The organism is Burkholderia cenocepacia (genome assembly GCF_900446215.1).
Lineage (GTDB): Bacteria > Pseudomonadota > Gammaproteobacteria > Burkholderiales > Burkholderiaceae > Burkholderia > Burkholderia cenocepacia.
Genome location: NZ_UAQZ01000012.1, coordinates 872,452 through 896,315, shown reverse-complemented (window position 1 = coordinate 896,315; position 23,864 = coordinate 872,452). Strand labels below are relative to the sequence as shown.

Here is a 23,864-nt window from a genome sequence, read left to right as displayed (position 1 = left end):
GACGCGTTACTTCTGGCGCGGCCGCACGGGCACGAACTGCGTGTTGTCGCCACGCCGCACGAGCACCGCGACCGCCTTCTGCGGATCGAGCTGCGCGGTCACGTCGGCGAACTGCTTCGCGCTCGTGATGTCGGTGTCGCCGACACGCAGCACGATGTCGCCGCGCTGCAGGCCCGCCCGGGCGGCCGGGCCGTCGACGCCGTCGATCTGCACGCCGTTCTTCAGCTTCAGCGTCTTCATCTGCTCCGCCGTCAGGTCGCTGACCGTCAGCCCGAGCGAATTGGTCTGGCGCGGCTTCTGCGGCGCGTTCTTGCGCTGCTCGGCCTTCGCCGTCGACTCGGCCGGCGTCTCGGCGATCGTGATCGGCAGATCGCGTGCCTGACCCTTGCGCCATACGCTGACCGTCGCCTTCGTGCCGGGCTTCGTGTCGCCGACCATGCGCGGCAGGTCCGACGCCGCATCGACCGGACGGCCATTGAACTTCAGGATAATGTCGCCCGGCTGGATGCCTGCCTTGTCGGCCGGGCCGCCCGGCTCGACGCTGCTGACGAGCGCGCCTTCGGCCTTCGGCAGCCCGATCGAATCGGCCACGTCCTTCGTCACCTCGCCGATCGCCACCGCGATCCGGCCGCGCGTGACCTTGCCGGTCGCCTTCAGCTGGTCGGCCACGCGCATCGCCTCGTCGATCGGAATCGCGAACGAAATGCCCATGAAGCCGCCGGTGCGGCTGTAGATCTGCGAGTTGATGCCGATCACCTCGCCCTGCATGTTGATCAGCGGGCCGCCCGAGTTGCCAGGGTTCACGGCCACGTCGGTCTGGATGAACGGCAGGTAGTCGCCCGTGTTGCGGCTCTTCGAGCTGACGATGCCGGCCGTGACCGTGTTGTCGAGGCCGAACGGCGAACCGATCGCGACGACCCACTCGCCGACGCGCACCTTGTTCGAATCGCCGATCGCGACGACCGGCAGGTTCGATGCCTGGATCTTGACGACCGCGACGTCCGTGCGGTCGTCGACGCCGATCAGCTTCGCCTTGAATTCACGCTTGTCGGTCAGCGTCACGTAGATGGTGTCCGCATCGTCGACGACGTGCGCATTGGTCATCACGTAACCGTCGGCCGACACGATGAAGCCCGAGCCGACGCCGCGGTTCTGCTCGGTATCGGGCGGATTGTCCGGCGCCGGCGCGTTCTTCGGGTTGCTGCCGTTGCCGGGCGCCTGCGGCAGCGGGATGCCGAAGAAGCGCCGGAAGAATTCCGACATGTCGCCGTTGTCGAAGCCGGGCGGGAGCATGCCGCGCGGGCCGCTCGTCGGCACGTTGGCGGTGGTCCGGATGTTCACGACGGCCGGCCCGACCTTTTCGACCAGATCGGCAAAGTCGGGCAGGCTTGCGGCGGGAGGCGTGACCGCGACCGCGGTTTGCGGGACGAGCGGCAGGCAGGCACACAGCGCCGCCGCCGCGAGCACTTTGCGCAGCGTGAGTTTCGTCATGTCGGAAGCCGTAGCGTTACTTGGAAGCCTTGTATTCTATGGCAGACGCGAACTGCTGCAACGTCGCCGGCGGCACTTCGCCGAGCACGGTGATCCAGTAGTCGCCGCGGCGCTTCACGAGAACGTGCGTCGCCCCGGTGCTGCCCGCGCCTTCCTTGCGCGTATTCTTTTCGGCCGGCTCGATGAAAACCGAGATCGTCGCGAGGCCGTCCGTGAAGACCGCCTGATCGACCGGGATCGGCGGATCGCCGGCATCGCGCGCGGCCATCGGCCGGCGCACTTCACGAATCTTCTGGAAGCCGGCGACGCTCGGCGCGAGCTGCCAGCCCTGCGCTTCCATGTCGACCGTCGCGACCGGCGGGCGCACGACCGTCCAGCCGCTCAGGTTGCGCATGCCGGCTGCGATCGCGGCCTTGTCGCCGCTTGCGCCGCCCGTCTGCAATTGCGAGAACGCGATCTGCTCGAGCACGTGATCGTTCGCGTCGAGCGTCTGCGAACGCAGCAGCAGCCCGGTGCGCGCGTCGGCCCACAGCTTGTACGTGAAACGGTACGCATCCTTCGGCACGAGCTCGACGACCTGCGCGTCGATCCCGGCCACGCGGTCCTTGCCGAGCGACTTCGCATCGTAGACGGACATCACGTGTTCGCCGCTCGCGCCGAGCAGCGCGGGAAACGAGTCGCGCGTCTGACGGCGCTCGACCACGCACAGCTTGCGCTCGGGCACGAACGTGTACAGCTCGTCGTTGTGCCGCAGCAGCTTGCGCGGCTTGCCGTCGAGCGTCTCGATCCGTTCGAACTCGCCGTCGCGCGACGCGACGTGCGCGATGCGCGACGACTGCACGTACCCGCCGCGCTGGTAGACGAACGTACCTTCGTAGCTCTGCTGCTGCGCCGCCTGCTGGACGCGGTCGAGCCAGTCCGCGGCGCCCTTGCGGGTCGCGACGGGATCGTCCGGTTGCTGGGCGCTGGCGGGAAGGGATTGAACGGACAACAGGGCGGCTGCGCAAAGCAGGAGGGCCGGCAGCCGCTTCCATCCGGAGATGGCGTGATTCAACTGCAATGTCCGCATCGGGTTTATTGGCCTGGCGTGGTGGTCACGGCAGCGCGGATCAGCGGCATCGAACCCGTGACGACGGGCTGCTGGGCGAATTGCTGGTGCGCTTCAAGGTATTGGTCGAGGCTGGCGTCGCGAATGATGTTGACGTCCTGCAGGCCGGGCTGGGCCGATGCCTGCGCAACCGTCACGCGCTGCAGGTTGCCGCCCTGCTGCGCGCCGATCGAGGCGACCTGGACGGCGCCCGGCGTACCGGCCGTCTGCATTTGCGGGACGACGACCCAGGTCAGCGTGGCCGCCGCGGCGGCCACCGCGAACGCGGGCACGACGCGCCGACGCAGCGACAGCAGCTTGCGCGCGGCCGGCGCGGCCGCCGGAGCCAGCAGGTGCGGCTCGCTTTCGAGCGCGGCCGACATGCGTGCGGTAAACGCGACGCTCAGCGCGGGCGGCAGCGCGAGCTCGTCCGAGCGCAGCGCATCGCCGATCAGGTGGTAATGGGCCCACGCAGCGCGATCCGCGCGGTCGAGCTCAGCCAGAAACTGCCCGTGATCCGGGCCATCGAACATTTCGCCGTCGACCAGCGCGGAAAGGCGCTCGCCGCGCGAGCACGCTTGCGATTGCGTATTGACCGACCCCATGATGCTCCCCATCTTGCACACCCCGTCGTGACTTCACGACTCTATCCGTAACTAGACCCCGACCCGCGTCGTTCCGCCCGTCGCGCTTACCAGCGCTTGCCTTCGGGCGTATCGAGCAGCGGACGCAATTTGGCAGCGATTGCCTCGCGCGCACGGAAGATCCGCGAGCGGACCGTCCCGATCGGACAGCCCATCATTTCCGCGATCTCTTCGTAGCTCAGGCCCTCGATCTCGCGCAGTGTGATTGCCTGGCGCAGTTCTTCGGGCAGCAGAGCCATCGCAGCGTTGACCGTCTCGGCAATCTGCTTGCTCATCAACATCGACTCAGGCGTGTTGATATCCCTTAGTTGGTCTGCGTCCGAGAAAGTTTCCGCTTCCTCCGCATCGGCCTCGGTCGAGGTCGGCGCCCGGCGGCCTTGCGTCGCAAGGTAGTTCTTCGCCGTGTTGACGGCAATTCGGTACAACCACGTATAGAACGCCGATTCGCCGCGGAATTGCGGCAGCGCACGATACGCCTTGATGAACGCGTCCTGGGCCACATCCTCGACCTCGGCGGGATCCCGCACGAGGCGCGAGATCAGCCGGATGATCTTGCGGTGGTATTTGGAGACCAGGAGTTCGAACGCCGCCTTGTCGCCCTTCTGTACGCGCTCGACCAGAGCCTGATCGATTTCTTTTTCACTCACCTGACAAATCCGTTAACTAGGGATGCAACGCGGAGCGTTATTGTAGCGTTCCGGCGCCGGCCGCTGGTTACGGTCGGTAACCGCGCCGCCGTCATGCCTGCCCCGCCGCCCCGGCCGTTCTCGCCAGCACCGACAGCGCGCTGAACGACGCGGCGTCGAGCGCGTCGGCCGGAATCAGCAGCGGCCGCGCGCGCCGGGCGCCCTGCCCGATCGACAGCACCAGCAGCAGGCTGCTCCAGTGCGCATGGCCGGTCACGCGACCGCGGGCCAGCAATCGCCCGGTGCGGCCAAACGCCGCAATCTCCCCGAACGCATCGATCCGCAGCTCGGCCGGCAGCCGGCGGGCGCAGGCCCGCGCCGCCCATACGGCCAGCAGTGCCGCCGTCGCGGCCGACACGCCGGCGCCGGCGACAGCGCCCGCGCGCGGCGCGCAGAACAGGTACGCCGACGCGGCAGCCGATGCGACGAACGCGGCCAGCACGAGATACGACACGGCCGAGGCCCGCAACGCAAAGCGCTGCGGACGCCCGGCCGGAGCATCGAATGGACTCGTCAAGCGATTCGACGTCAGACGCGCTTGAACACCAGCGTGCCGTTGGTCCCGCCGAAGCCGAAGTTGTTCTTCACGGCAACGTCGATCTTCATGTCACGCGCGGTGTTCGCGCAGTAATCGAGATCGCACTCGGGGTCCTGGTTGAAGATGTTGATGGTCGGCGGCGACACGTTGTTGTGCAGCGCCAGCACCGTGAACACCGATTCGAGGCCGCCCGCGCCACCCAGCAGGTGGCCCGTCATCGACTTCGTCGAGTTGACCACCATCTTGTACGCGTGCTCGCCGAAGGCCGCCTTCACCGCGTCGGACTCGTTCTTGTCGCCCAGCGGCGTCGACGTGCCATGCGCGTTCAGGTACTGCACCTCGTCGGCATTCAGGCCGGCGTCGCGCAGCGCCGCGACCATGCAGCGGCGCGGACCGTCCATGTTCGGCGCGGTCATGTGGTACGCGTCACCCGTCATGCCGAAGCCCACGACTTCCGCGTAGATCTTCGCGCCGCGCGCCTTCGCCGCCTCGTACTCCTCGAGCACCATCACGCCCGAGCCCTCGCCCAGCACGAAGCCGTCGCGGTCCTTGTCCCACGGACGCGACGCGGTGGCCGGATCGTCGTTGCGGGTCGACAGCGCGCGCGCGGCGGCGAACCCGCCGATGCCGAGCGGCGACACCGTCGATTCGGCGCCGCCCGCGACCATCACGTCGGCGTCGCCGGCCTGGATCAGGCGCGCGGCGAGGCCGATGCTGTGCAGGCCGGTCGTGCAGGCCGTGACGGCCGCGAGGTTCGGGCCCTTCAGGCCGAACATGATGCTCAGGTGACCCGAGATCATGTTGATGATCGAGCCCGGCACGAAGAACGGCGAAATCCGGCGCGCGCCACGATCGACGTAGGTCTGGTGCGTGTCTTCGATCATCGGCAGGCCGCCGATGCCGGAACCGACCAGCACGCCGATGCGTTCCGCGTTGGCTTCGGTCACTTCCAGCCCGCTGTCCTTGATGGCCTGGACGCCGGCGGCGATGCCGTAATGGATGAACGTATCCATGTTCCGGGCTTCCTTCGCCGGGATGTACTCCTCGGCGCTGAAGCCCTTCACTTCGCCCGCGAAATGGCAGGCGAGGTTCGACGCATCGAACTTCGTGACGGTGGCGATACCGGACTTGCCGGCGACGAGATTGGCCCAGCCGTCGGCAACATTATTGCCAACAGGCGAAATCAGCCCCAGGCCTGTAACGACAACACGACGGCGGCTCACGGTAACCTCTTTTCCATTATTGGATGACAAAAACAAAAGCCACAGTGGCCACAGGAACCAGCCCTGCGAGCCCTGTGGCTGTTAGTCCGTCCGGCGCGAAGCCGGCAGGATGGCGCGTCAATCGCGAAGATCGCGGCGACGTGGCGGACAAGCGCGAAAGGCGCTTACGCCTTGACGTTTGCGCGAGCGTAGTCGATCGCTTGCTGAACGGTCGTGATCTTCTCTGCTTCTTCGTCCGGGATTTCCATGCCGAACTCGTCTTCGAGAGCCATCACCAGTTCGACCGTGTCGAGCGAGTCCGCGCCCAGGTCGTTCACGAACGAAGCTTCGTTCTTGATCTCGGCTTCCGCGACGCCCAGTTGTTCAGCGACGATCTTCTTGACACGTTGTTCGATGTTGTCCATTACCCCTCCGAGGGAAAGTTCAGATTTACAAGTGCGCGCATTTTATCAGGTTTGCTGACGCCAAAACGCGCGTTGGCTTGATGGTCGATCAAGCGCCGATCCGCCTGAAAAACGGGATACGGCGCGGATGGTAAACGAAAACCGTTACGACATGTACATGCCGCCGTTCACGTGCAGCGTCGTGCCGGTGATGTAACCGGCCTGCGGCGATGCGAGGAACGCGACGGCATGGGCGATGTCCTCCGGGCTGCCGAGGCGGCCGAGCGGAATCTGGGTCTTGAGCGCGGCCTGCTGTTCTTCCGGCAGCGTCTTCGTCATGTCGGTGTCGATGAAGCCCGGCGCCACGCAGTTCACCGTGATGCCGCGGCTGCCGATTTCGCGCGCGAGCGCACGCGTCATGCCCGCGACGCCGGCCTTCGCGGCCGCGTAGTTGACCTGACCCGGATTGCCGGCCGAGCCGACCACCGACGTGATGTTGATGATACGGCCGCCGCGCGCCTTCATCATCGGGCGCAGCACCGCGCGCGACAGGCGGAACACCGACTTCAGATTGGTGTCGATCACCGCGTCCCAGTCCTCGTCCTTCATCCGCATCGCGAGCTGATCCTGCGTGATGCCTGCGTTGTTGACGAGCACGTTCAGCGCGCCGAATTCCTTCACGGTCGCATCGATCAGTGCCTCGGCGGCTGCCGCGTCGTTGACGTTCAGCACCGCGCCGCGGCCCGTGACGCCCGCTTCCGCGAACGCCGCGGTGATCGCGGTGGCGCCCGATTCGCTCGTCGCCGTGCCGATCACCGTCGCGCCCAGGCGCGCGAGTTCGAGCGCGATCGAACGGCCGATGCCGCGCGACGCGCCGGTCACGATCGCAACCTGTTTATCGAGAGTCTTGTCCATGAATCGAATGTCCGTTGCTTGGGAAAAGGCGCCGCGTCAGGCGGTCGCGAGCTTGAGCGCTTCGTCGAGCGAAGCCGGATCGAACACCGACGCACCCGTCAGGTTGCCATCGATGCGCTTCGTCAGGCCGGCCAGCACCTTGCCCGGACCGCATTCGATCACGTGCGTGACGCCCGTGCCGGCGATATGCCGCACGCACTCGACCCAGCGCACCGGGCCCGCGGCCTGGCGCACCAGCGCATCCTTGATCGCGGCCGGATCGCTGACCACGGCAACGTCGATGTTGTTGACGACCGGAATCTGCGGCGCCTTCACGTCGACGTTCGCGAGGTAGTCGCGCAGCTGGTCCGACGCCGGCTTGAGCAGCGACGAATGGAACGGCGCCGACACCGGCAGCGGCAGCGCGCGCTTCGCGCCCTTCGCCTTCGCGATCTCGCATGCCTTTTCGACCGCGGCCTTGCTGCCCGCGATCACGACCTGCGCCGGAGCATTGAAGTTCACCGCTTCGACGACGCCCGCCTCCGCGGCTTCCGCGCATACCGCGCGCACCGTGTCGTCGTCGAGGCCCAGGATCGCGGCCATGCCGCCCTGGCCGACCGGCACGGCCGTCTGCATCGCCTGTGCACGAAAGCGCACGAGCGGCACCGCATCCTTGAACGCAAGTGCGCCGGCCGCGACGAGCGCCGTGTATTCACCGAGGCTGTGGCCGGCGACGATCGACGGCGCCGGGCCGCCTGCCTGCTGCCACGCGCGGTAGCACGCATACGCCGCGGTCAGCATCACGGGCTGCGTGTTGGTGGTCAGGTTCAGCTCTTCGGCCGGGCCTTCGGCGATCAGCTTGCCGAGATCCTGATTGAGTGCATCGGATGCTTCCTGGAGCGTCTCGCGCACGACGGCCAGATCGGCGAATGCGTTGAGCATGCCGATCGCCTGCGAGCCCTGCCCCGGAAAAACGAATGCAAATTTCATATCGTCCCCAATTGAATCGATTCGGACGGCGCGCACGAACGGCGCGCCGATGGGATCCGCGCGCGGCTTGTCGCGCGCCGCGGATCAGAAGCGGAAGACCGACGCGCCCCAGGTGAAGCCGCCGCCGACGCCTTCGATCAGCACGTGCTGGCCACGCTGGATGCGACCGTCGCGCACCGCGGCGTCGAGCGCCAGCGGGATCGACGCGGCCGACGTATTGCCGTGCTGGTCGACCGTCACGACCATGCGCTCCTGCGGCAGGCCGAGCTTGCGGCAGGTGCTGGTCATGATGCGGATGTTGGCCTGGTGCGGAATCAGCCAGTCGATTTGCTCGGGCGCGAGATTCGCCTTCGCGAGCGCTTCGATCGCGACCTTTTCGAGCACGTTGACCGCGAGCTTGAACACGGCTTGTCCGTCCATGTGCAGGAACGCGCTGCCGTCGATCACGCCGCGGTTGACGTTGCCCGGCGTACACAGGATGTTCGAGTAGCTGCCGTCCGCATGCAGCGCGCTGCCGAGCACGCCCGGCTCTTCCGACGCGGACAGGATCACCGCGCCGGCACCGTCGCCGAACAGCACGCAGGTCGTGCGGTCCTTGAAGTCGAGAATGCGCGAGAACGTCTCCGCGCCGACCACGAGCGCCGTACGATGCTGGCCGCTGCGGATGAAGCTGTCGGCCGTCGCCATCGCGTACGCGAAGCCCGAACACACGGCCTGTACGTCGAATGCCGCGCCGCCGTTCTTGATGCCGAGCTTGTTCTGCAGCAGGCACGCGGTGCTCGGGAACACGAAATCGGGGGTCGAAGTCGCGACGATGATCAGGTCGATCGACTGCGGATCGACACCGGCCGCTTCGATCGCACGACGCGACGCCTCGAGCGCGAGATCGCTCGTCGTGACGTCCGGTGCGGCGAAATGGCGCGCATGGATGCCCGTGCGCGCCACGATCCATTCATCGCTCGTCTCGATGCCTTCCTTCGCAAGACGATCGGTCAACTGCTGGTTCGTGACGCGGTCGGGCGGCAGGTAGCTGCCCGTGCCGAGCACGCGGGAATAGAGAGTCGATTGGGCCATTTATGCTTTAGAGGATTGCGCAGCGGAAGGTTCGGCGTGATGGCCTGCGGCCGGGCTTGCATGGCCCGCGCCGCCCGCGTCGTGTTCGCCGTCGCCGAGCGACACTGAATTATCCGCCATCGCGCGCGCGAGGCGCTCCAGCACCCCGTTTTTGACGGCATCATACCCGCGTTTGATCGCCCACTCAAACGCGTAGGCGTCGGCCGAACCGTGGCTCTTGATCACGAGGCTCTTCAGCCCCAGCAGCGCCGCGCCGTTGTACTGGCGGTGGTCGACGCGCTTCTTGAAGCGCATCAGCACAGGCAGCGCGAGCAGCGCCATCAGCTTCGACATCAGCGAGCGGCCGAACTCCTCGCGGATGATGTCCGACAGCATCTGCGCGAGCCCCTCGGACGTCTTCAGCGCGACGTTGCCGACGAAGCCGTCGCACACGATCACGTCGACGGTGCCCTTGTAGATGTCGTTGCCTTCCACGTTGCCGCGGAAATTGAGCGTGCTGGCACGCAGCAGCTCGCCTGCGCGCTTGATCGTCTCGTTGCCCTTGATGACCTCTTCGCCGATGTTCAGCAGGCCGATCGTCGGGCGCTCCTTGCCTTCGAGCGCGGCCACGAGCGCGTGCCCCATCTCCGCGAACTGCAGCAGGTGCTGCGGTTCGCAGTCGACGTTCGCGCCGAGGTCCAGCATCATCGTGTAGCCGGTCGGGTTCGGCAGCGCGAACGCGATCGCGGGCCGCTCGATGCCGGGCAGCGTCTTGAGTACGTAACGGGAAACGGCCATCAGCGCGCCGGTATTGCCGGCGGAGATGCAGGCCTGCGCCGCGCCGTCCTTGACGTGGTTGAGCGCGACGCGCATCGAAGAATCCTTCTTCTTGCGCAGCGCCACTTCGACAGGATCGTCCATCGCCACGACTTCGGTGGCGGGCACGATGGTCAACGCGGGATCGTCGAGGGCTTTCAGCTTCTTCAGCTGAGCGCGAATCGCGCTTTCGATGCCGACGAGCATCAGGTGCGCATCGGGATGCGCGCGGACGAACTTGACTGCCGCGGGAACGGTCACGGACGGGCCGTGGTCGCCTCCCATGCAATCGATTGTGAGCTTTACGGTCATGGAATGCGACGAATTTCAGGCACAAAAAAGCGGCAGTTGAATGCCGCCTTTTTGTTGAGCCAGGAAAGTGTCAAGCGAACCAGTTGTCACGCGAACGGCGAGCGTAGCGCGCAACGCGTGACTTGACGCTTAGTCGTTCTTCGTCTTGACGACTTTCTTGCCGCGATAGTAGCCGTTCGGGCTGACGTGGTGACGCAGGTGCACTTCACCCGTGCTCGGCTCGACTGCCAGCGGCGCTGCCGTCAGGAAATCGTGCGAACGATGCATGCCGCGCTTCGACGGCGACTTCTTGTTTTGCTGGACTGCCATGACTAACTCCTAAATAATTTTCCGGATTCTAACACAGCCCGATCCGGCGCTTAACTACCCTGGCCCAAAGCCCTTACGCCTTCCCGCGCCACAACTGCTTAGTGTTTCTTGGTGCCGTCACCGTCCTTCTTCAACGCTTCCAGCGCTGCGAACGGATTCGGCCGTTTGCCTTCGTCCCCGGCTTCGTCGGACGCCTCGTCCGTCTCTTCCGTGGGACCGCTCGCGCCCGACACGAGGCTTTCGTGAACTGCCGGGCAAACCTCGTGCTTGGGCACGAGCGGCAACGAAAGCAGCAATTCCTCTTCGATCAAGTCGACGAGATCGAACTGGCGTGAGCCCACGATCACATCGGCTTCATCGTCGTCGAGCGGAAATTCTTCAGCTTCTTCTTCGGTCGCGACGATCCGGTACGTCATGTCGACGTCGAACGTCTGGTCGTACGGCGTCATGCAGCGCTGGCACGTGAGCCACGCATGGCCGTGCACCGCGAGGCGCAGATACGGCTGCTGCCCGTCGGTGCCGTCGTCCTGCAACTCCTTTTGCGTGAACCCTTCCGCCTGCCACGTGAAGACCGTGTCGCGATCTGGCGCGTCCGTCGGCACTTCGTTTAACATGCGCGGCAGTTGCGAGAGGTGCACCGCGCCGGCTGCCTGCCGCCCGCTGCGGGCAAACTCGAACAGGTCGACCGCGTGCGGATCGAGCGCCGCCGCAGGTTTGCCAGAAGAAGTGTTCATGTGCGCTCCTGCCTACAGGCTGACTTGCGGGATCCGGCTTGGCACCGCTCGCGTACGGCTCATCGAAGGATGACGTACTTTACTTCCGAAGACCCGGCAGGCGCCACCACACGAAAGCCTGCCGACGAAAAGCGGGAAAGCATACCTGTTTTACCTTTTGCGGTCAATCACTTAAGCTTGCGTCCGCGCAACGCCGCGCCACACCTGACGACTCACCGATCCAACCGACCATGCCGGATACCGTTTGCCGCCCGCCGCGGCTGATTCTTGCTTCCAGTTCCCGTTACCGCCGAGCGCTCCTCGAGCGCCTCGGCGTGCCGTTCGACGTCGTGTCGCCCGACCTCGACGAAACCCCGCTCGCCGGCGAAACGCCGGCCGCGACCGCGCTGCGCCTCGCCGCCGCGAAAGCACGCGCGGTGGCCGCGACGATCGACGCGCCGGACGGCGTGCTCGTGATCGGGTCGGATCAGGTCGCGACCTTCGACGGCCACCAGATCGGCAAGCCCGGTACGCACGAGCGCGCGCTCGCGCAACTCGTGTCGATGCAGGGCCGCGAAGTCGAATTCCACAGCGCGCTCTGCCTGTACGACAGCCGTACGGACGAAGCGCAGGTCGAGGACATCGTCACGCACGTGCGCTTTCGCTCGCTGCCCGAGGCCGAACTCGACGCCTACCTGCACGCGGAAACGCCGTACGACGTGGCCGGCAGCGCGAAATCCGAAGGGCTCGGCATCGCCCTGCTCGACGCGATCGACTCGGACGACCCCACCGCACTCGTCGGCCTGCCGCTGATCGCCCTCACGCGGATGCTGCGCGCCGCCGGCTACCCGTTGTTTGCAACCACTCGTGGAGACCGCGCATGACCGCCGGCACGCTTTATCTCGTTCCGAACACGCTCGGCGAAGGCGACGAATCGATGCTCGCCGCCGTGCTGCCCGCCGCCGTGCAGGCGCGCGCCGGCACGCTCGGCTATTACATCGGCGAGAACGCGAAAACGACCCGCGCGTTTCTGAAGAAGATCGGTACGACGCGGCCGATCCAGGAAATCGAGATCAGCGAGCTGAACGTCAATACGCCGGCCGGCGCGATCGACCGGCTGCTCGCACCGGTGCTGGCCGGCGCGGATGCCGGCCTCGTGTCGGAGGCCGGCTGCCCGGCCGTCGCCGATCCCGGCGCGTTGCTGGTGCGCCGCGCGCACGAGCGCGGCGTGAAGGTCGTGCCGCTCGTCGGACCGAGTTCGATCCTGCTCGCGCTGATGGCGTCGGGCCTGAACGGCCAGAGCTTCGCGTTCAACGGCTATCTGCCGGTCGATGCGGCCGCGCGCGCGAAACGCCTGCGCGAACTCGAGCAACTGTCGCGCAAGGCGCGCCAGACGCAGATCTTCATCGAAACGCCGTACCGGAATCACGCGATGCTCGACACGCTGGTCGCGACCTGCGCGCCGTCGACGCAGATCTGCGTCGCGGCCGATCTGACCCTCGCGACCGAGACGATCGCGAGCCGCACGGCGGCGGACTGGAAAAAGGCGCCGGCGCCGAATCTGCACAAGCGCCCCGCGATCTTCCTGCTGCTCGCGAACTGATTGATGCCGCGACCGGCGATCCACCGATGAATGAAAGGCGGGCCATCGCGGCCCGCCGATCGCCGCCGTCAGCGCAGGCTGACTGACGCGCCGCCAGCCGTCAGCGCCTTCATCGCAGCGCCGCCGACGGCCGCGCCGAACTTGCGCGCGACACGGTTCGTCAGGCTTTCCTTCACCGTATAGTCGACCAGATCCGGCGCCTTCAGCACGTCGCGCGCGACCGTGTCGGTGGTGCCGTAGCCGTCGGCGAGCCCGAGCTCGACGCTCTTCTCGCCGGTCCAGAACAGGCCGGAGAACATGTCCGGCGTCTCGTGCAGCCGCTTGCCGCGGCCATCCTTCACGGCCTTGATGAACTGCGCATGCACCTGGTCGAGCAGCTCCTGCGCGTGCGCGTCCATCTTCGGCGTTTCCGGCGAGAACGGATCGTAGAAGCCCTTGTTTTCGCCCGACGTATGCAGGCGCCGCTCGACCCCGAGCTTGCCCATCAGCCCGGTGAAGCCGAAGCCGTCCATCAGCACGCCGATCGAGCCGACGATGCTCGCCTTGTCGACGAAGATCTTGTCGGCCGCGGACGCGATGTAATAGCCGCCCGATGCGCACATGTCGGTCACGACGACGTACAGCGGCTTGTCCGGATACTTCTTGCGCAGCCGCCGGATCTCGTCGTAGACCATGCCGGCCTGCACCGGGCTGCCGCCCGGGCTGTTGATCCGCAGCACGACGCCGACCGTGCCGTCGTCGTCGAACGCAGCGTCGAGCGCGGTGTTGATGTCGTCGGCGTTCGCGTTGACGCCTGCCGCGATCTCGCCGTCGATCGTCACGAGCGCCGTATGCCGCCCGCTCGACGAGAACTTCGAATCGCTCGAGAAATCGATCAGCGCGAACGCGAGCAGCACGAACACGGCGAGAAACGCGAAGCGGAAGAAGATCTTCCAGCGCCGTGCGGCACGCTGCTCCTTGACGGCCGCGAGCGCGATCCGCTCGAGCGCTGCGCGCTCCCAGGCCGGTTCACGGCTGTCGGGACGGGAGGAGGAATCCGGGGAATTCGGTTGGTCGGCCATGCAGTGGTGTCGTCAGTCGGTCGTGGCGGGCGTGGCGGGATGCAGGTCCGCATCGGGCACCCAGAATACCGCACGGCCGTCGGGCGTGTCGCGCTCGTCGACCTCGACCGGCCGCAGGCGGCCGCCGCGGCACGGGCCACCGACGCACTTGCCGGTATCCGGCGCGTAGATCGCGCCGTGCGTCGCGCACATCAGATAGAGGCCCGACGACTCGAAGAATTGCCCTTCGGCCCAGTCGAGCTCCATCGGCACATGCGCGCAGCGGTTCAGGTAGCCGTAGGCGCGGCCGTCGTAGCGCACGAAGAACACGACCGCCTGCTCGCCGCGCAGCGTCGCGTCGACGCGCACCCCGGCGCCGCCGTCGGTCAGCGCGTCCGACGCGCACACGCGCACGGCGTCCGGCGCCGCGCTCATGCGTGCTCCCGCAGCCATGCGGCCAGCGCACCGACGTCCGGCGCGACGAAGCGCGGCGTGAGCGCCGCCAGCGCATCGGCCGTGTGCGCGCCATACGCGACGCCGACGCCGGCCGCGCCGGCGCTGGCCGCCATCTGCAGGTCGTGCGTCGTATCGCCGATCATCACGGTGCGCGACAGGTCCTGCCCCAATTCCCGCGACAACTCGTGCAGCATCGCCGGATGCGGTTTCGAGAACGTTTCGTCCGCGCAGCGCGTCGCGTCGAACCAGCTCGTCAGTTTCGACTGGTCGAGCACGCGATTCAGCCCGACCCGACCCTTGCCGGTCGCGACGGCGAGCAGATAGCCCGTATCGCGCAGTTCGGCGAGCAGCTCGCGCACGCCGGCGAACAGCTCGATGCGCTGGTCGTCGAGCAGGTAGTGATAGCGGTAGCGCTCGGCCAGCCGTGCGTAGTCGGACGGATCGAGGGTCGGCGCCGTGATCTGCAGCGCGTCCCGCAGGCCGAGGCCGATCACGTAGCGGGAAGCTTCGTCGGACGGCGTGGGCAAGCCGAGATCGCGGCATGCCGCCTGGATGCTGTGCGCGATGTGCGCAGTCGAATCCATCAGCGTGCCGTCCCAGTCGAAGACGATCAGGTCAAATTGCTGTCGGGCCATGCGGTTCAGGCGGTATCGCGCAATGCGCTGAGTTGATCGAGGAAGCGCCGGCACTCGGCCGGCAGCGGCGCATCGAACTGCAGCGCCTCGCCGGTCAGCGGATGAGCGAGCTTGAGGCGGTGCGCATGCAGGAACATCCGTTTCAGCGACGGCTGCGCGTTCGCGCGCGCCAGCGCCTTGTTCAATGCGAAATCGCCATACTTGGCGTCGCCGGCGATCGGCAGGCCGAGATGCGCGAGGTGCACCCGGATCTGATGGGTCCGACCCGTTTTGAGTTCCGCTTCGACGAGCACGTAGTTCGGCCAGCGGTCGACGAGATTGAACACCGTATGCGACGCGAGCCCGTCCTCCTGCACCCGTACGCGGCGCTCCCCTTCCGGGGTCGAATACTTGAACAGCGGCGCCTTCACCGCGCGGCGCCGGCCCCAGTCGGGCTGCCATTCGCCGTGCGCGCACGCGAAGTAGCGCTTGTCCATCCGGTTCTCGCGGATCTGCTCGTGCAGGCCGACGAGCGCCGTGCGCTTCTTCGCGAGCATCAGGATCCCGGACGTCTCGCGGTCGAGCCGGTGCACCAGTTCGAGGAATTTCGCGCGCGGACGCGCCTGGCGCATCTGCTCGATCACGCCGAACGCGACGCCGCTGCCGCCGTGGACCGCGACCCCGGCCGGCTTGTCGATGACGAGCATCGCGTCGTCCTCGTACAGCACGTCGAAATTCGCGGGCGGCACGACGGGCGTGTCGGCGCGCGCGAGGTCGGCCGCCGCCACGCGCACCGGCGGCACGCGGACGAGGTCGCCGAGCTCCAGGCGGTACTGCGCGTCGATCCGGCCCTTGTTCACGCGCACTTCGCCGCTGCGGAGGATCCGGTAAATATGGCTTTTCGGCACGCCTTTACAGACGCGCAACAGGAAGTTGTCGATGCGCTGACCGGCCGAGTTTTCGTCGATCTCGATCATCGATACCTGGCCGCTTGCGACCGAATTCTGGGATATTTTGCCTAACTCATTCATACTGAATATAATTTTGCCCAGCCTGACGTTGTGGGTGGCCTGACCGGCCGGCCCCGGCTGAATCGGGCAAGGCGCAAGCGCAAACTGCTATTTTACTTGCGCCGGGGGTCCGCTGCTCGCCCCTAATCAAAGAGAAGCAGCAAGTTGCACGCACGGCGCCGCCCGTCGGCAAGGATCGCGCCCACAGGCGGATTCGGTCGGCAAGGCGCCGCGGTAACGGAAAGTTGGTTGAAAAGAATTTGATCGGCAGCCGACGGCGCGCAGTGCGTCCGCAGGCTGCCGGTTGCGAAAATTACGGCGTTGCGCCCGATTTGGCCCCGCGAAGCGTGCGGGGCTTGGCGACGTCAAACCAGGGAAGTACACCCCAAGCGGGAAAGTCGGGCTGGATTCGATACTCCCCGCTGCGGCCCAAGCCGCAGCATCTGCCGCCCGTCGGCGCGCGCGACGCATTGCGCGCGCCCGTGGCAATGCCCGGACAGGCTTAGCGCGCTTTTGCAGCGTGCGGTGTGTGAACGCCGTGCTTTGAAGCCGTATTCGCAGGTGCCCTATGGCCGCCGGCCCCGTCTTTCGGGCCCAAGCGCCTCTTCAGGCAATTCTCCCCGCCAGCATTCCCGCTCCAGCGTGCTCGTGACAACACAACAAGGTGCGGCCTGTCGTCGTTCCCGCCCTCGCGCCTGACAACCGCGAGGCGCCGGCAGCGGAGCCGCCTGGAGTCGTTCATGAAACGCATGCTGTTCAATGCGACGCAGCAGGAGGAGCTGCGCGTCGCCATCGTCGATGGGCAAAAGCTCATCGACATCGACATCGAAACCGCCGGGCGCGAACAGCGCAAAGGCAATATCTACAAAGGTGTCATCACCCGTATCGAGCCGTCGCTCGAAGCGTGCTTCGTCAACTACGGCGAAGACCGCCACGGCTTCCTGCCGTTCAAGGAAGTCGCCCGCCAGTACTTCAAGGAAGGCATCGACATGCGCTCCGCGCGCATTCAGGATGCGCTGCGCGAAGGCCAGGAGCTGATCGTCCAGGTCGAGAAGGAAGAGCGTGGCAACAAGGGCGCCGCCCTCACCACCTTCATCTCGCTCGCCGGCCGCTATCTCGTGCTGATGCCGAACAACCCGCGCGGCGGCGGCGTATCGCGCCGAATCGAAGGCGACGAGCGCCAGGAACTGCGCGAAACGATGGCGCAGCTGCAGATTCCGGACGGCATGAGCATGATCGCCCGTACCGCGGGCATCGGCCGCAGCGCCGAGGAACTGCAGTGGGACCTGAACTACCTGCTGCAACTGTGGCGCGCGATCGAGGCTGCCTCGCAAAGCGGCAACGCCGGCCAGCCGATGCTGATCTATCTGGAATCGAGCCTCGTGATCCGCGCGATCCGGGACTATTTCCAGCCGGATATCGGCGAAATCCTGATCGATACGAACGAAATCCATGATCAGGCCCGTGCCTTCATGGACATCGTGATGCCGGACAACGTCGCGAAGGTGAAGCGCTATCACGACGACGTGCCGCTGTTCTCCCGCTTCCAGATCGAGCACCAGATCGAAACCGCGTACTCGCGCACGGTCCCGCTGCCGTCGGGCGGCGCGATCGTGATCGACCACACCGAAGCGCTCGTCGCGATCGACGTGAACTCCGCACGCGCGACCAAGGGCGCGGACATCGAGGAAACGGCCACCCGCACGAACCTCGAAGCGGCCGACGAAGTCGCCCGCCAGCTGCGCCTGCGCGACCTCGGCGGCCTGATCGTGATCGATTTCATCGACATGGAATCGGCGAAGAGCCAGCGTGAAGTCGAGCAGCGCCTGAAGGACGCGCTCAAGCACGACCGTGCGCGCGTGCAGATGGGCAAGATCTCGCGCTTCGGCCTGATGGAACTGTCGCGCCAGCGCCTGCGCCCGGCGCTGTCGGAAGGCAGCCACGTGACGTGCCCGCGCTGCAACGGCACCGGCCACATCCGCGATACCGAATCGTCCGCGCTGCAGGTCCTGCGGATCATTCAGGAAGAAGCGATGAAGGAAAACACCGCGGCGATCCACTGCCAGGTGCCGGTCGAGGTGACAGCCTTCCTGCTGAACGAAAAGCGTCAGGAAATCAACAAGATCGAGTCGCGCTTCAAGGTCGGCATCGTGCTGATCCCGAACAAGCACCTCGATACGCCGCACTACAAGCTCGAGCGCCTGCGTCACGACGATGCGCGCCTCGACGATCCGCGCGCATCCTGGAAGATGGCCGAGGAAGCGGCCCGCGAGCTCGAGTCGGAAACCGGCTACAGCAAGCGGGCGGCCGAAGTGAAGCCGAAGCAGGAAGCCGCGGTCAAGGGCATCACGCCCGAGCGTCCGGCACCGAGCCCGGCTCCGCAGCGTCCGGTCGAGCCCGTTGCCGCCCCCGCCCCGGCGCCCGTCGCCGCGGCAAGCGGCGGCTTCATCGGCTGGCTGAAGGGCCTGTTCGGCGTGTCGCCGGCACCGGCGCCCGCACCGGTCGCGCCGGCACCGGCGAAGGAGCAGGCAGCCCGTCCGGCGCGTGAGCGCACGGAAAAGACCGAGCAGCGCGGCGGCGATCGCAATCGCAACCGTCGCGGCGGCGCCCAGCAGGCGCAAGGCGGCCGCGACCCGGCAGCCGCAGGCCGTGGCCAGCCGCAACGCCAGGAACGCGAAGGCAAGGAAGTGCGCGAATCGCGTGAAGGCCGTGAGCCGCGCGAGGGTCGTGAGCTGCGTGAAGGTCGCGAGGGCCGCGAAAACCGCGAAGGTCGTGAAAACCGTGAGGGTCGCGAAGGTCGCGAGGGCCGTGGCCCGCGTGAAGGTCGCGAGCCGCGTGAAGGCCGTGAGCCGCGCGAACCGCGCGAGAACCGCGAACCGCGCGAGCGTGCCGAACAGCCGGAAGGCGTCGAAGCAACCGGCCGTGGCGAGCGTCAGGAACGCGGCGAGCGTCGCGAGCGCGGCGAACGCCGCAAGCCGACCCAGCACGCAGCCACGCTCGAAACCGTCACCCGCGGTGAAAACCATCCGGAACCGGAAACCGACAAGGTGGCGGCAGAAGCCCTGCCCGGCGCGGAACTGGCAGCCGATGCGGAAGCCGGCGCACGTGACGGCGAAGAACGCCGCCGTCGCCGTCGCGGCCGCCGCGGCGGTCGTCGCGAGCGCGAGGAAGACGGCGCAGTCGAGCAGGCCGAACAAGGCGCCGAAGGCGAAGTCGCCGCGCAAGCGGTGACGCCGGCCGCCCCGGTCGCTGCCGAACCGGCTCACACGGCCGCGCCGGCAGTCGTCGCGGCCGTGGCAAGCGCGGTCGCCGTGGAAGCCGTCGCCGAGCAGCATGCCGCACCGGCCGCTGTCGAAGCGCAGCCGGCACCGGCCCTCGCCGAAGTGGCTCCGGCCGCCTCGGTCGAGCCCGTCGCCGCCCAGGCAGCCGAACCGGCACCGGTCGCACCGGCCGTCGCGGAAGCAGGCCCGACGCCGGTCGCGGTGTCGCCGACCGATGCGTTCGAAGTGCCGGCCGCCGCTCCGGTCGCTGCCGAGGCGCCGCAAGCCGCACCGGTCGAGCAGGCCGCACCGGCTGCCGTGGCGATCGAGACCGCTCCGGTGGTGGTCGAAGCCGCGCCTGCGGTGGCCGAGGCACCGGTCGCAGCCGCGCCGGTCGAGGCCGTCGCCGCACCGGCACCGGCTCCCGCCCCCGCACAACCGGCAGCCGCGCCCGCTTCGGCGAGCCTGGACGTCGTGCTGGAGCAGGCCGGTCTCGTCTGGGTGAACACGGACGCCGACAAGTTCGCGGCCGCGCAGGAAGCCGCATCGCGACTCCCGCGCCCGGCCCGCGTGCCGCGCGAACGCAAGGTGCTGCCGCCGGCCGATACGGCGCCGATGCAGCAGGTCGAAACGACGCACCACTAACGGCGCATCGCCCGACCAGGAAAAGCCCGCCTCCGGCGGGCTTTTTCATGTCCGCGCTGCGGGTTTCCGCCCACCGGACCCACCGGCCGGTTGCGGCTAAAATAGAGGTCTGGTCCGCACTTCTTCCAACATGTCCCGACGCATCATTCCTCTCGCCGACGTCAGCGGGATGCCGGACGTCTCCGGCGTCGCGCATGCCCCCGACGGCACGCTGGCCGACACGTTCGCCAGGCCGCTGCGCGACCTGCGCATTTCGGTGACGGACCGCTGCAATTTCCGTTGCGTGTACTGCATGCCGCGCGCGGTCTTCGACAAGGACTACCCGTTCCTGCCGCACAGCGCGCTGCTCACGCACGAGGAAATCGAGCGCGTGGCGCGACTCTTCGTCGCACACGGCGTCGAGAAGATCCGTATCACGGGCGGCGAACCGTTGCTGCGCAAGAACCTCGAATTCCTGATCGAGCGCCTCGCGCGCCTGACGACGCATGCCGGCCGCCCGCTCGACCTGACGCTGACGACCAACGGCTCGCTGCTCGCACGCAAGGCGCGCGCGCTGAAGGACGCCGGGCTCACGCGCGTCACGGTCAGCCTCGATGCGCTCGACGACACGCTGTTCAAGCGCATGAACGATGCGGAGTTCGCGAGCGCCGACGTGCTCGACGGCATCTTCGCCGCGCAGGCCGCGGGCCTCGCGCCGGTCAAGGTCAACATGGTCGTGAAGCGCGGCACCAACGACAGCGAGATCCTGCCGATGGCCGAGCGGTTCCGCGGCACCGGCGTGATCCTGCGTTTCATCGAATACATGGACGTCGGCACGTCGAACGGCTGGAACATGACCGAGGTGCTGCCGTCGGCGGACGTCGTCGCGCGCATCGCCGAACATTTCCCGCTGGTGCCGCTCGAGCCGCACACAGCGGCCGAAACCGCGCAGCGCTGGGGCTATGCGGACGGCAGCGGCGAGATCGGCGTGATCTCGAGCGTCACGCAGGCCTTCTGCGGCGATTGCACGCGTGCCCGGCTGTCGACCGAAGGCAAGCTGTACCTGTGCCTGTTCGCGTCGGCCGGCCACGACCTGCGTGCGCTCGTGCGGGGCGGCGCAAGCGATGCAGAGATCGCGACTGCGATCGCGCGCATCTGGCAGGCGCGCACCGATCGCTATTCGCAGCTGCGCGGCAGCGCCTCGGCCGACGCCACGCCCGACGGCGCCGGCAAGCGCGTCGAAATGTCGTATATCGGCGGCTGACGCCTCTTTCCGCCTTCACACGATGCCCGCTCCCGCTTCTCCGTCGATCGCCGGCCTGCTGCTCGCAGGCGGCCGAGCGACCCGCATGGACGGCGTCGACAAGGGCCTGCAACTGCTCGACGGTACGCCGCTCGCGCTGCACGTGCTGCGCCGGCTGTCGCCGCAGGTCGACGAGACGCTGATCAGCGCGAACCGCCATGCCGATCGCTATGCCGAGCTCGGTGCGCCGTTCGACGCGCGCATCGTCGCAGACGAAACGCCCGACTTCCCCGGGCCGCTCGCGGGCCTGCTCGCCGGCATGCGCGCGGCGCGCGCGCCGCTGGTCGCGTGCTCGCCGTGCGATACGCCGTATCTGCCCGCCGACCTCGTCGCGCAACTGCATACGGCGCTGGACGCACAGCAGGCCGACATTGCGATGGCGGTCACCGTCGACGCGCAGCAACTGCGCTCGCCGCAGCCGACGTTCGCGCTGCTGCGCACGTCGCTGGCCGACGATCTGGCCGCGCGCCTCGCGGCCGGCGACCGCAAGGTGCGTGCGTGGTACGCACGCCACAAGACGGTCGAAGTCGAGTTTCGCGACGAGCGTGCGTTTTACAATGCCAACTCCTGGCAGGAACTCGCCGCGCTGGCCCGCCGCTGACGGCCCCGTGCCGTTCCCGCCCGGCGCCCGCCACACGCGAAACCCGCGCCCAGGCACCCTCCTCGCGCCACCGGCCACGAACCCGATACGCCTTGCGGCGCAGTCCGACTGATGATCACGCAATCCTCGCCCGCCTCCCGAACCGCACCCGACCCCGACGTCCCGCTGTCGCTCGCCGACGCGCAGGCGCTCGCGTGCCGCTTCGCGGTGCCCGTCGACGCGTGCGACACGGTGACGCTGCGCGATGCGCTCGACCGCGTGCTCGCGGTCGACGTGAGCGCGCCGTTCGACATTCCCGCGTACGACAATTCGGCCATGGACGGCTATGCGTTCGACGGCGGCAGCGCGGCACTCGCGTCGCCGCAGGGCGAGGTCGCGATGCCGGTCGCCGGCACCGCATTCGCCGGCCATCCGTTCGACGGCGCCGTGGCAGCCGGTGCATGCGTGCGGATCATGACCGGCGCGCCGATGCCGGCCGGATGCGACACCGTGATCCCGCAGGAACGCGTGCGCGTCGAGGGCGACACGATCCGCTTCGCCACGCGCGACGTCGCGCGCGGCGCGAACTGCCGCAAGGCCGGCGAGGATCTCGCGCGCGGCGCCTGTGCGCTCGCCGCGGGCCGCGTCCTGCGGCCGTCTGATCTCGGTCTGCTCGCGTCGTTCGGCGTCACCGACGTCATGGTGCGCCGGCGCGTGCGCGTCGCCGTGTTCTCGACCGGCGACGAGCTGCGCGAGCCCGGCGAACCGCTCGGCCGCGGCGCGCTGTACGACAGCAATCGCGGGATGCTGATCGCGATGCTCGAACGCCTGCACGTGGATGCGATCGATCTCGGCATCGTCCGCGACGACCCGGCCGCGCAGGCCGATGCGGTCGTCACGTCGGGCGGCGTGTCGGTCGGCGAAGCCGACTTCACGCGCGACGTGATGGCGCGGCTCGGCGACGTGACGTTCGCGAGCCTTGCGCTGCGGCCCGGCCGGCCGCTCGCGTGCGGCACGCTCGCACGCGCGGCCGACGGCGCCGGCCACGCGCTGTTCTTCGGGCTGCCCGGCAATCCGGTCGCGTCCGCCGTGACGTTCTACGCCATCGTGCGCCCCGCGCTGCTGACGCTGGCCGGCGCGCAGACGCCGCCACCGGCGATGTACACGGCGCGCAGTACGCAGCCGTTGAAGACGCGCCCCGGTCGCACCGAATACCTGCGCGGCATCGCGACGCGCGCCGCCGACGGCCAATGGCACGTCGTACCGGCCGGATCGCAAAGCTCCGCGTCGCTGAGCGGCCTCGCAGACGCCAACTGTTTCATCGTCCTGGGCCACGATACCGCGGCAGTCGACGCGGGCGCCCCAGTCGACATCCTGCCGCTCGACGGCCTGATCTGAATTCCACTATCGGTATATCTCTACGGGGGCAATCCGCACATGAAGAAACAAATCTCGTCGATCGCCGCGGGACAGACCGCGAAGGCGCTGATTCTCGTCTACCTGACGTTCAGCGTGCCGATCGTGCTGCTCGGCATTCTCGTCGCGTACATCCGCTACGGGATGGTCGAACTGAGCACGATCCTGAGCGCGCTGCTGCTGAACGCGATCCTCGGTTTCGTGCTGCTGTGGATTGCGTGCCACGCGTACAACTGGGTCGCGTCGCGCTTCGGCGGCATCGAAATCGTGCTGTCCGATCCGCCGGAGGAAGCGTGAGCGGCACGCCGCTGATCCGCGCGGCCGCCCCGCGCGACGTCGGCGCGATCCTCGCGCTGATGCGCAAGCTGGCCGAGTTCGAGAAGCTCACGGATCTGTTCGTCGCGACCGAAGCCGATCTCGCCGACGCGCTGTTCGGCGAGCACCCCGCGGCCGAAGCGCTGGTGGCCGAGCGTGACGGCGCGATCGTCGCGTACGCGCTGTTCTTCCACAACTATTCGACGTTCCTCGGCCGCCGCGGGCTCTATCTCGAGGATCTGTACGTGCAGCCGTCGCAGCGCGGTACGGGCCTCGGCACCGCGATGCTGCGTCATCTCGCGGCACTCGCCGTCGAGCGCCGTTGCGCGCGCTTCGAGTGGTCGGTCCTCGACTGGAACCAGCCGGCAATCGATTTCTACGAGAAGATGGGCGCGACCGTGCTGCCGGAGTGGCGCATCGTACGCGTGACGGGTGGCGCGCTGGACACGCTCGCCGCGCATTGAGCGCGGGCCGGCCACGCCGGCGATCGCTGCAAAGGAAAAC

At 67.6% G+C, this 23,864-nt stretch carries 25 protein-coding genes; 8 read left to right on the top strand and 17 right to left on the bottom strand.

Features of this window, described 5'->3' with window-relative positions:
* Window positions 1-6: 6 nt before the first annotated feature.
* From DTA15_RS21705 to DTA15_RS21645, 13 genes are all read right to left on the bottom strand, one after another.
* Window positions 7-1,491: a DegQ family serine endoprotease gene (locus tag DTA15_RS21705; protein WP_006490869.1), complete on the bottom strand. Its 1,485-nt coding sequence runs from the start codon at window positions 1,489-1,491 to the stop codon at window positions 7-9.
* Window positions 1,492-1,507: 16 nt separating this feature from the next.
* Window positions 1,508-2,560, bottom strand: a complete 1,053-nt coding sequence (locus DTA15_RS21700; protein ID WP_012492434.1) for a MucB/RseB C-terminal domain-containing protein — start codon at window positions 2,558-2,560, stop codon at window positions 1,508-1,510.
* Between the two features lie 5 nt (window positions 2,561-2,565).
* Entirely contained in the window at window positions 2,566-3,183 is a 618-nt protein-coding gene (locus DTA15_RS21695; RefSeq protein ID WP_006490874.1) for a sigma-E factor negative regulatory protein, read from the bottom strand.
* Between the two features lie 86 nt (window positions 3,184-3,269).
* Window positions 3,270-3,869, bottom strand: coding sequence for an RNA polymerase sigma factor RpoE (rpoE, locus tag DTA15_RS21690; RefSeq protein WP_006490873.1), 600 nt, complete (start codon window positions 3,867-3,869; stop codon window positions 3,270-3,272).
* A gap of 91 nt (window positions 3,870-3,960) precedes the next feature.
* Window positions 3,961-4,425: a hypothetical protein gene (locus DTA15_RS21685; protein ID WP_006496509.1), complete on the bottom strand. Its 465-nt coding sequence runs from the start codon at window positions 4,423-4,425 to the stop codon at window positions 3,961-3,963.
* Window positions 4,426-4,436: 11 nt separating this feature from the next.
* Window positions 4,437-5,669: a beta-ketoacyl-ACP synthase II gene (gene fabF / locus DTA15_RS21680; protein WP_006489692.1), complete on the bottom strand. Its 1,233-nt coding sequence runs from the start codon at window positions 5,667-5,669 to the stop codon at window positions 4,437-4,439.
* Between the two features lie 164 nt (window positions 5,670-5,833).
* Window positions 5,834-6,073 (bottom strand): acyl carrier protein, encoded by a 240-nt coding sequence (gene acpP, locus DTA15_RS21675; RefSeq protein ID WP_004197638.1) that lies wholly within the window; start codon window positions 6,071-6,073, stop codon window positions 5,834-5,836.
* A 144-nt stretch (window positions 6,074-6,217) separates the two neighbouring features.
* Window positions 6,218-6,967, bottom strand: coding sequence for a 3-oxoacyl-ACP reductase FabG (gene fabG / locus DTA15_RS21670; RefSeq protein WP_006489702.1), 750 nt, complete (start codon window positions 6,965-6,967; stop codon window positions 6,218-6,220).
* A gap of 36 nt (window positions 6,968-7,003) precedes the next feature.
* Window positions 7,004-7,936: an ACP S-malonyltransferase gene (gene fabD / locus DTA15_RS21665; protein ID WP_012492432.1), complete on the bottom strand. Its 933-nt coding sequence runs from the start codon at window positions 7,934-7,936 to the stop codon at window positions 7,004-7,006.
* Between the two features lie 84 nt (window positions 7,937-8,020).
* Entirely contained in the window at window positions 8,021-9,010 is a 990-nt protein-coding gene (locus tag DTA15_RS21660; protein ID WP_006489693.1) for a beta-ketoacyl-ACP synthase III, read from the bottom strand.
* Window positions 9,011-10,117 (bottom strand): phosphate acyltransferase PlsX, encoded by a 1,107-nt coding sequence (plsX, locus tag DTA15_RS21655; RefSeq protein WP_006489700.1) that lies wholly within the window; start codon window positions 10,115-10,117, stop codon window positions 9,011-9,013.
* A gap of 129 nt (window positions 10,118-10,246) precedes the next feature.
* Entirely contained in the window at window positions 10,247-10,426 is a 180-nt protein-coding gene (gene rpmF, locus DTA15_RS21650; RefSeq protein ID WP_006051932.1) for a 50S ribosomal protein L32, read from the bottom strand.
* A gap of 98 nt (window positions 10,427-10,524) precedes the next feature.
* Complete coding sequence (locus DTA15_RS21645; protein WP_006489698.1) at window positions 10,525-11,160, bottom strand: DUF177 domain-containing protein; 636 nt, start codon at window positions 11,158-11,160, stop codon at window positions 10,525-10,527.
* A 230-nt stretch (window positions 11,161-11,390) separates the two neighbouring features.
* On the opposite strand from DTA15_RS21645, the gene DTA15_RS21640 reads away from it, so the two are divergent.
* Together DTA15_RS21640 and DTA15_RS21635 are read left to right on the top strand one after the other, a co-directional pair.
* Window positions 11,391-12,023, top strand: a complete 633-nt coding sequence (locus DTA15_RS21640) for a Maf-like protein (protein WP_006489696.1) — start codon at window positions 11,391-11,393, stop codon at window positions 12,021-12,023.
* On the top strand, window positions 12,020-12,742 hold the full coding sequence (locus tag DTA15_RS21635) for an SAM-dependent methyltransferase (RefSeq protein WP_006489699.1): 723 nt from the start codon (window positions 12,020-12,022) through the stop codon (window positions 12,740-12,742). The genes DTA15_RS21640 and DTA15_RS21635 overlap by 4 nt, the downstream gene beginning before the upstream one ends.
* Window positions 12,743-12,810: 68 nt before the next feature.
* On the opposite strand, the gene DTA15_RS21630 is transcribed toward DTA15_RS21635, so the two are convergent.
* From DTA15_RS21630 to DTA15_RS21615, 4 genes are read right to left on the bottom strand one after another with little or no spacing between them, the layout of a single operon-like run.
* Window positions 12,811-13,803 carry a S49 family peptidase gene (locus tag DTA15_RS21630; RefSeq protein WP_006489694.1) on the bottom strand — a complete coding sequence of 331 codons (993 nt, stop codon included), beginning with the start codon at window positions 13,801-13,803 and terminating at the stop codon, window positions 12,811-12,813.
* Between the two features lie 12 nt (window positions 13,804-13,815).
* Window positions 13,816-14,217, bottom strand: a complete 402-nt coding sequence (locus tag DTA15_RS21625) for a Rieske (2Fe-2S) protein (RefSeq protein WP_006493745.1) — start codon at window positions 14,215-14,217, stop codon at window positions 13,816-13,818.
* On the bottom strand, window positions 14,214-14,873 hold the full coding sequence (locus DTA15_RS21620; protein ID WP_006493743.1) for an HAD-IA family hydrolase: 660 nt from the start codon (window positions 14,871-14,873) through the stop codon (window positions 14,214-14,216). The genes DTA15_RS21625 and DTA15_RS21620 overlap by 4 nt, the downstream gene beginning before the upstream one ends.
* Window positions 14,874-14,878: 5 nt before the next feature.
* Window positions 14,879-15,883 carry an RluA family pseudouridine synthase gene (locus DTA15_RS21615; protein WP_006488632.1) on the bottom strand — a complete coding sequence of 335 codons (1,005 nt, stop codon included), beginning with the start codon at window positions 15,881-15,883 and terminating at the stop codon, window positions 14,879-14,881.
* A gap of 719 nt (window positions 15,884-16,602) precedes the next feature.
* Between DTA15_RS21615 and DTA15_RS21605 the strand changes: the two genes are divergently transcribed.
* The 6 genes from DTA15_RS21605 to DTA15_RS21580 all read left to right on the top strand — a co-directional run bounded on the left by DTA15_RS21605 (window position 16,603) and on the right by DTA15_RS21580 (window position 23,824).
* On the top strand, window positions 16,603-19,767 hold the full coding sequence (locus DTA15_RS21605; RefSeq protein ID WP_006488631.1) for an Rne/Rng family ribonuclease: 3,165 nt from the start codon (window positions 16,603-16,605) through the stop codon (window positions 19,765-19,767).
* A 130-nt stretch (window positions 19,768-19,897) separates the two neighbouring features.
* Window positions 19,898-21,010, top strand: coding sequence for a GTP 3',8-cyclase MoaA (gene moaA / locus DTA15_RS21600; RefSeq protein WP_006488636.1), 1,113 nt, complete (start codon window positions 19,898-19,900; stop codon window positions 21,008-21,010).
* Between the two features lie 22 nt (window positions 21,011-21,032).
* The gene (mobA, locus tag DTA15_RS21595) at window positions 21,033-21,650 is read left to right on the top strand and encodes a molybdenum cofactor guanylyltransferase MobA (protein WP_006488635.1); all 618 of its coding nucleotides are present in this window, start codon (window positions 21,033-21,035) and stop codon (window positions 21,648-21,650) included.
* Between the two features lie 111 nt (window positions 21,651-21,761).
* Complete coding sequence (moeA, locus tag DTA15_RS21590) at window positions 21,762-23,027, top strand: molybdopterin molybdotransferase MoeA (protein WP_012492431.1); 1,266 nt, start codon at window positions 21,762-21,764, stop codon at window positions 23,025-23,027.
* Window positions 23,028-23,066: 39 nt separating this feature from the next.
* Entirely contained in the window at window positions 23,067-23,342 is a 276-nt protein-coding gene (locus DTA15_RS21585) for a hypothetical protein (RefSeq protein WP_006476519.1), read from the top strand.
* Window positions 23,339-23,824 (top strand): GNAT family N-acetyltransferase, encoded by a 486-nt coding sequence (locus tag DTA15_RS21580; protein WP_006486211.1) that lies wholly within the window; start codon window positions 23,339-23,341, stop codon window positions 23,822-23,824. The genes DTA15_RS21585 and DTA15_RS21580 overlap by 4 nt, the downstream gene beginning before the upstream one ends.
* Window positions 23,825-23,864: the final 40 nt, after the last annotated feature.

Excerpts from the sequence above, each read along its gene's own strand:
- DTA15_RS21705 (WP_006490869.1), bottom strand. The coding sequence starts at position 1,491 with ATGACGAAACTCACGCTGCGCAAAGTGCTCGCGGCGGCGGCGCTGTGT.
- DTA15_RS21700 (WP_012492434.1), bottom strand. The coding sequence starts at position 2,560 with ATGCGGACATTGCAGTTGAATCACGCCATCTCCGGATGGAAGCGGCTG.
- DTA15_RS21695 (WP_006490874.1), bottom strand. The coding sequence starts at position 3,183 with ATGGGGTCGGTCAATACGCAATCGCAAGCGTGCTCGCGCGGCGAGCGC.
- acpP (WP_004197638.1), bottom strand. The coding sequence starts at position 6,073 with ATGGACAACATCGAACAACGTGTCAAGAAGATCGTCGCTGAACAACTG.
- fabG (WP_006489702.1), bottom strand. The coding sequence starts at position 6,967 with ATGGACAAGACTCTCGATAAACAGGTTGCGATCGTGACCGGCGCGTCG.
- fabD (WP_012492432.1), bottom strand. The coding sequence starts at position 7,936 with ATGAAATTTGCATTCGTTTTTCCGGGGCAGGGCTCGCAGGCGATCGGC.
- DTA15_RS21660 (WP_006489693.1), bottom strand. The coding sequence starts at position 9,010 with ATGGCCCAATCGACTCTCTATTCCCGCGTGCTCGGCACGGGCAGCTAC.
- plsX (WP_006489700.1), bottom strand. The coding sequence starts at position 10,117 with ATGACCGTAAAGCTCACAATCGATTGCATGGGAGGCGACCACGGCCCG.
- rpmF (WP_006051932.1), bottom strand. The coding sequence starts at position 10,426 with ATGGCAGTCCAGCAAAACAAGAAGTCGCCGTCGAAGCGCGGCATGCAT.
- DTA15_RS21645 (WP_006489698.1), bottom strand. The coding sequence starts at position 11,160 with ATGAACACTTCTTCTGGCAAACCTGCGGCGGCGCTCGATCCGCACGCG.
- DTA15_RS21640 (WP_006489696.1), top strand. The coding sequence starts at position 11,391 with ATGCCGGATACCGTTTGCCGCCCGCCGCGGCTGATTCTTGCTTCCAGT.
- DTA15_RS21635 (WP_006489699.1), top strand. The coding sequence starts at position 12,020 with ATGACCGCCGGCACGCTTTATCTCGTTCCGAACACGCTCGGCGAAGGC.
- DTA15_RS21630 (WP_006489694.1), bottom strand. The coding sequence starts at position 13,803 with ATGGCCGACCAACCGAATTCCCCGGATTCCTCCTCCCGTCCCGACAGC.
- DTA15_RS21625 (WP_006493745.1), bottom strand. The coding sequence starts at position 14,217 with ATGAGCGCGGCGCCGGACGCCGTGCGCGTGTGCGCGTCGGACGCGCTG.
- DTA15_RS21620 (WP_006493743.1), bottom strand. The coding sequence starts at position 14,873 with ATGGCCCGACAGCAATTTGACCTGATCGTCTTCGACTGGGACGGCACG.
- DTA15_RS21615 (WP_006488632.1), bottom strand. The coding sequence starts at position 15,883 with ATGAATGAGTTAGGCAAAATATCCCAGAATTCGGTCGCAAGCGGCCAG.
- DTA15_RS21605 (WP_006488631.1), top strand. The coding sequence starts at position 16,603 with ATGAAACGCATGCTGTTCAATGCGACGCAGCAGGAGGAGCTGCGCGTC.
- moaA (WP_006488636.1), top strand. The coding sequence starts at position 19,898 with ATGTCCCGACGCATCATTCCTCTCGCCGACGTCAGCGGGATGCCGGAC.
- mobA (WP_006488635.1), top strand. The coding sequence starts at position 21,033 with ATGCCCGCTCCCGCTTCTCCGTCGATCGCCGGCCTGCTGCTCGCAGGC.
- moeA (WP_012492431.1), top strand. The coding sequence starts at position 21,762 with ATGATCACGCAATCCTCGCCCGCCTCCCGAACCGCACCCGACCCCGAC.
- DTA15_RS21585 (WP_006476519.1), top strand. The coding sequence starts at position 23,067 with ATGAAGAAACAAATCTCGTCGATCGCCGCGGGACAGACCGCGAAGGCG.